This is a genomic window from Roseateles sp. GW821-FHT09B06, assembly GCF_059418245.1.
The window spans coordinates 1-4,881 of sequence record NZ_JBWKPM010000054.1 but is presented as its reverse complement, the minus strand read 5'-3'; the positions used below and the strand labels follow the sequence as shown (position 1 = coordinate 4,881).

Annotated in this window: 4 protein-coding genes and 1 pseudogene; 3 read left to right on the top strand and 2 right to left on the bottom strand. The window is 73.1% G+C overall.

Annotated features, from left to right (window positions below):
* Positions 1-892, bottom strand: a pseudogene (locus AC07OQ_RS24310) (hypothetical protein); the annotation flags it as partial.
* 231 nt (positions 893-1,123) lie between these two features.
* On the opposite strand from AC07OQ_RS24310, the gene AC07OQ_RS24305 reads away from it, so the two are divergent.
* The 3 genes from AC07OQ_RS24305 to AC07OQ_RS24295 all read left to right on the top strand — a co-directional run bounded on the left by AC07OQ_RS24305 (position 1,124) and on the right by AC07OQ_RS24295 (position 3,582).
* Positions 1,124-1,768, top strand: a complete 645-nt coding sequence (locus AC07OQ_RS24305) for a DUF2238 domain-containing protein (protein ID WP_495055713.1) — start codon at positions 1,124-1,126, stop codon at positions 1,766-1,768.
* A 125-nt stretch (positions 1,769-1,893) separates the two neighbouring features.
* Positions 1,894-2,670, top strand: a complete 777-nt coding sequence (locus AC07OQ_RS24300) for a class II aldolase/adducin family protein (RefSeq protein WP_495055712.1) — start codon at positions 1,894-1,896, stop codon at positions 2,668-2,670.
* Positions 2,671-2,685: 15 nt separating this feature from the next.
* Positions 2,686-3,582 carry a bile acid:sodium symporter family protein gene (locus AC07OQ_RS24295; RefSeq protein WP_495055711.1) on the top strand — a complete coding sequence of 299 codons (897 nt, stop codon included), beginning with the start codon at positions 2,686-2,688 and terminating at the stop codon, positions 3,580-3,582.
* Here AC07OQ_RS24295 and AC07OQ_RS24290 read toward each other — a convergent pair.
* On the bottom strand, positions 3,539-4,881 hold a 1,343-nt coding region (locus AC07OQ_RS24290; protein WP_495055710.1), incomplete at its 5' end, for a xanthine dehydrogenase family protein molybdopterin-binding subunit. The genes AC07OQ_RS24295 and AC07OQ_RS24290 overlap by 44 nt on opposite strands.

Genomic DNA, 4,881 nt, shown 5'->3' with positions numbered 1-4,881 from the left:
CCGGTGCGGGGGCGGCGGCGGGGGCCGGTTTCGGCGGCGCGGCCACGGCGATCGCCACCGGGTTGGCGGCGTCGGGCCGGATCTCGGTCCAGGGCGTGCCGCGCTCGCGCGCCACGGCCTGGGCCTGCTCGGTGGCGAGCCGCTGAGCCTCGCCCTGGCAGTCGCGCATCGCGTCGCGCCAATAGGTCTCGGCCAGCATCGATTGCTGTTGGCGCTCGCTCGGCGACAGCGCCGCCGCCGCGACGCGCAGGCGCTGGGCGGCGTCGCGCGCCTGCTCGAAGACCGGCGCGCATTGCTCGCTGTTCCGGGCGTCCAGCGCGCTCAGGCGCTGGCCCTCGCGGGCCCGCGCCTGCGGCGCGCCGATGCAGTATTGCCCGGCCTGCACCCAGCCCGCCTCGGCGCGGCGGAACAGCGTGCCGGCCTCGGCACGGCGGCCCTGGGCGAAACGCTGGGCCGCCTGCTGCTGCAGCGACTGCGCCTCGCGGCCGGCCTGATCGCATTGCCTGCCCGCCGCCTGGCGCTCGGCCAGCTGGGCCAGGCCGGCGAGGTGCTGGTCCAGCCGGTGCTGCGCGCCGTCGCGCAGCGCGCCCTCGCACTGGCTCTGCACCTGCATCCATTGCTGCGCGGCCTCGCGCGTCAGCCCGTCCAGCGCCTCCAGCGTCTGGTTCTGCCGCTCGGCCGCGCCGAGCTGCCGGTCGGCCGCCTGCGCGCGCTCGATCTGCTGGGCGCAGGCCGGGGCCGGCGTGCCGCCCGGCAGCAGCGTGGCGAGGGCGGCGGCCGGCCTTGTCGGCGCGGTGGCCAGGGGCATGGTCTGCGCCAGCGCGGCCGCGCCGAGGCCGCATTGCAGCAGGCCGCCGAGCAGCAGCGGGAGGCGGGGACGGAAGACCGGCATCGTGGCAAAGCATCGTCGACAAGAGGGATTTTCAGTTTAGGGGGCCCTCGGCGCGGCGCGGCGTGCGGCTTTCCCGCAGGCCCGCAGGCGCGGTACTTTTCGACGCCGCGCGCGTTGCCAATCCCCAACCGCGCCCCGCAAGCCGGCGCTGCGGCCACGCCCGGCCACCTCGGGCGCCCGAGCCCCTTTGCGCTGCGATACTCCCCTCGCCACCACGGAGGGAGAGAGCGCATGACGAGAACCACCAGCGGCACCTTGCCGCCATCGACCCAGGCCGCGCTCGGCCTGCTGCTGGTGCTGGCCCTGGCCGCCTCCGGCTGGGCGCCCTACGAGCGCACCACCTGGCTGCTGGAGGTGGCGCCGGTGCTGATCGCGCTGCCGATCCTGGCCGCCACGCGCCGCAGCTTCCCGCTCAGCGCCCTGCTCTACGGCCTGATCTTCCTGCACTGCCTGATCCTGATCCTGGGCGGCGCCTACACCTATGCGCGCGTACCGCTGGGCTTCTGGCTGCAGGAGTTGTTCGCGCTCGCGCGCAACCCCTACGACAAGATCGGCCATTTCGCCCAGGGCCTGATCCCGGCCCTGCTGGCACGCGAGATCCTGCTGCGCACCGGCCAGGTGAAGGGGCGGCGCATGGCCGGCTTCCTGGCGGTCTGCGTGGCGCTGGCGGTCAGCGCGGTCTACGAGCTGATCGAGTGGTGGGCCGCGCTGGCCCTGGGCCAGGGCGCCGACGAGTTCCTCGGCACCCAGGGCGACCCCTGGGACACGCAGTCGGACATGTTCCTGGCGCTGCTCGGCGCGCTGGTGGGCATGCTGCTGCTGGCGCGCTGGCAGGACCGGCAGATCGCCTCGCTGGCGCCGGCTCGGCGCGGCTGACGCAGGTCCCAGCGCAAGGAGGTGGCGAGGGCTAGTGACATACCCTGAATTGTCACTTTCTTGCTGGTCGGCCATGCCGGGGTCTTGCCAAGATCGCCCCACGGAACGGACACAAGGAGACGGCCATGCACGAACTCAAGATCCCCTCGCTGAAGGGCCTGGTGAGCGACGCCGAATGGCGGCTGCGCGTCGAGCTGGCGGCCTGCTACCGGCTGGTGGCGCGCTACGGCTGGAGCGACCTGATCTTCACCCATATCAGCGCCAAGCTGCCCGGCGACGCCCATGAATTCCTGATCAACCCCTACGGCCTGATGTTCGACGAGATCACCGCGTCCAGCCTGGTGAAGGTCGATGCCCAGGGCAGGAAGCTGCAGGACACGCCCTTCCCGGTGAACCCGGCCGGCTTCGTGATCCACTCGGCCGTGCACGCGGCGCGGCCCGAGGTGGAATGCGTGCTGCACACCCACACGCGCGCCGGCGTGGCCGTCTCCGCCCAGGCGCAGGGCCTGCTGCCGATCTCGCAGCAGAGCAGCTTCGTGCTGGCCTCGCTGGCCTATCACGACTACGAGGGCGTGGCCTTCCGCCCCGACGAGCAGCCGCGCCTGCAGGCCGACCTGGGCGACAAGGTCTATCTGTGCCTGCGCAACCACGGCCTGCTGACGGTGGGCCGCAACATCCCCGAGGCCTTCCTGGCCATGTACCTGTTCGAGAGCGCCTGCCAGATCCAGGTCAGCGCCCAGGCCGGTGGCGGCGAACTGACCCGCATCCCGGACGCCATCATCCGCGGCACCGCCGAGGCATCGCGGGTGCAGAGCGGTGGCCAGGGCGGCGGCCCCGGCGCGCTGGCCTGGCCGGCCCTGCTGCGCGATCTCGAGCGCCGCAACCCCGGCCACGATCAGTAAGGCGGAGACCCCACGATGAATCTGACGCAATCCCTGCCCCAGCTGCTGCTGGTCGCGCTGGCCCTGGTGATGCTGGGGGTCGGCCTGTCGCTGCGCTGGGCCGATTTTCGGCGCCTGAGCGAGCATCCCAAGGCCGTGATCCTGGCCCTCGCGCTGCAGATGCTCGTGCTGCCGGCGGTCTGCTGGGGCCTGGCCCTCGCCTTCGGCCTGAGCCCGGTGCTGGCCGTGGGCCTGATGCTGCTGGCGGCCTCGCCGGGCGGGGTCTCGGCCAATCTGTTCTCGCACCTGTTCGGTGGCCATGTGGCGCTGAACATCTCGCTGACCGCGATCAACACCCTGCTGTCGGTCGTCAGCATGCCGCTGATCGCCAATCTGGCGCTGCAGCATTTCATCGGCGCCGGCGCGGTGCCGCTGCAGATGGGCAAGGTGGCCGAGGTGATGGCCGTGGTGCTGGGGCCGGTGGCCATCGGCATGGGCATCGCCAAGGCACGGCCGGCGCTGGCGGCGCGGCTGGAGAAGCCCTTCAAGATCTTCAGCGCCGTGGTGCTGGCCCTGCTGGCGCTCGGCGCGATCGCCAAGGAATGGCGCGCGCTGGCCGACTCGGCCGCTGCCATCGGCGGCGTGGTGCTGATCTTCAACCTCCTGAGCCTGCTGTCGGGCTATCTGTGCGCCCGCTGGATCGGCCTGGCCAAGCCCATGGCCACGGCGATCAGCTTCGAGATCGGCATCCACAACAGCACCCTGGCGCTCTACATCGCCCTGAGCGTGCTGCAGGATTTCCAGATGGCGCTGCCGGCCGCGGCCTACTCGGTCAGCATGTATCTGGTGGGCACGCTGTTCGGGCTGTGGCTCAGGCGCGGCGCCGCGCTCAGTCCGCCAACAGCGGCAGGCGCCGCCGCCGCTCGCCGCTGAGCGCGAACCAGGCGTTCGCCAGGGCCGGAGCCAGCGGCGGCACGCCGGGCTCGCCGACGCCGCCCGGCGTGCCGCCGCTGGCGACGATATGCGTCTCGATGCGCGGCGTCTGCGCCAGGTTCAGCAGCGGATAGTCAGGGAAATTCTGCTGGCGCACCGCGCCGTCCCTGCCGATGTCGATGCGGCCCCACAGCGCCGCCGTCAGGCCGAACACGATGGCGCCCTCCATCTGACGCTCGACGATGGCCGGGTTGACGACCTGGCCGCAGTCGATCGCGCACACGACGCGCAGCGGCCTGGGCCGGCCGCCCTCGCCGCTCAGCTCCACCACCTGGGCCACGATGCTGCCGAAGCTCTCGTGCAGCGCCAGCCCGCGCGCCCGGCCTTTCGGCAAGACCTGACCCCAGCCGGCCTGCTGCGCCGCCAGCCTGAGCACCGCCGCATGGCGCGGCAGCCGCTCGTCGAGCAGCGCCAGCCGGTAGGCCAGCGGGTCGGCGCCGGCCGCATGCGCCAGCTCGTCGACGAAACTCTCGATGAAGAAGGCATTGTGCGAATGCCCCACCGAGCGCCAGAAGCCGACCGGCACGCCGCTGTGCGTGGCGAGGTGGGCTATGCGCTGATGCGCGATCGCATAGGGGTGGTCCAGCAGGCCCTCGGCCGCCGTCTTGTCGGGCAGGTCGAAGCGGGTGCTCAGGCCGGGCAGCACGCGCTCGATCCAGCGCGGCGTGATCGCGTCGCCGGCGCTGCCGATGCGCAGGGCCGCCGGCCTGCCGTCCTCGGCCAGCCGCGCCTCGCAGAAGGCCGCGCCGGCCGGGCGGTAGAAGTCGTGCGCCATGTCCTCCTCGCGCGACCACAGCAGCTGCACCGGCGCGCCGCCGGTCTCCAGCGCCACCCGCACCGCCTGGCCGACGAAGTCGATCTCCAGGCGCCGGCCGAAGCCGCCACCCAGCAGCGTGACATGCACGGTGACCGCGGCCTCCGCCACGCCGGCCACGCGCGCCGCCAGCGCGCGTGCCAGGCCCGGCACCTGGGTCGGCACCCACAGCGTGACCCGGCCGTCGCGCACCTGGGCGGTGCAGTTCATCGGCTCCAGGGTCGCATGGGCCAGGTAGGGCGCCTCGTACAGGGCCTCGACCCGGCGCCCCGGGGCTGTCCGCTCGAACTGCGCGGCCGCATCGCCGGCGCTGCGGAAGGCCAGGCCCTCGGCCGCGGCGCGGCGCGCGGCCGCGGCCAGATCGGCGGCGATGCGCGTGCCATCGATCGGGCCGGCCGGCCGCGCCTGCCACTGCGGCTCCAGCG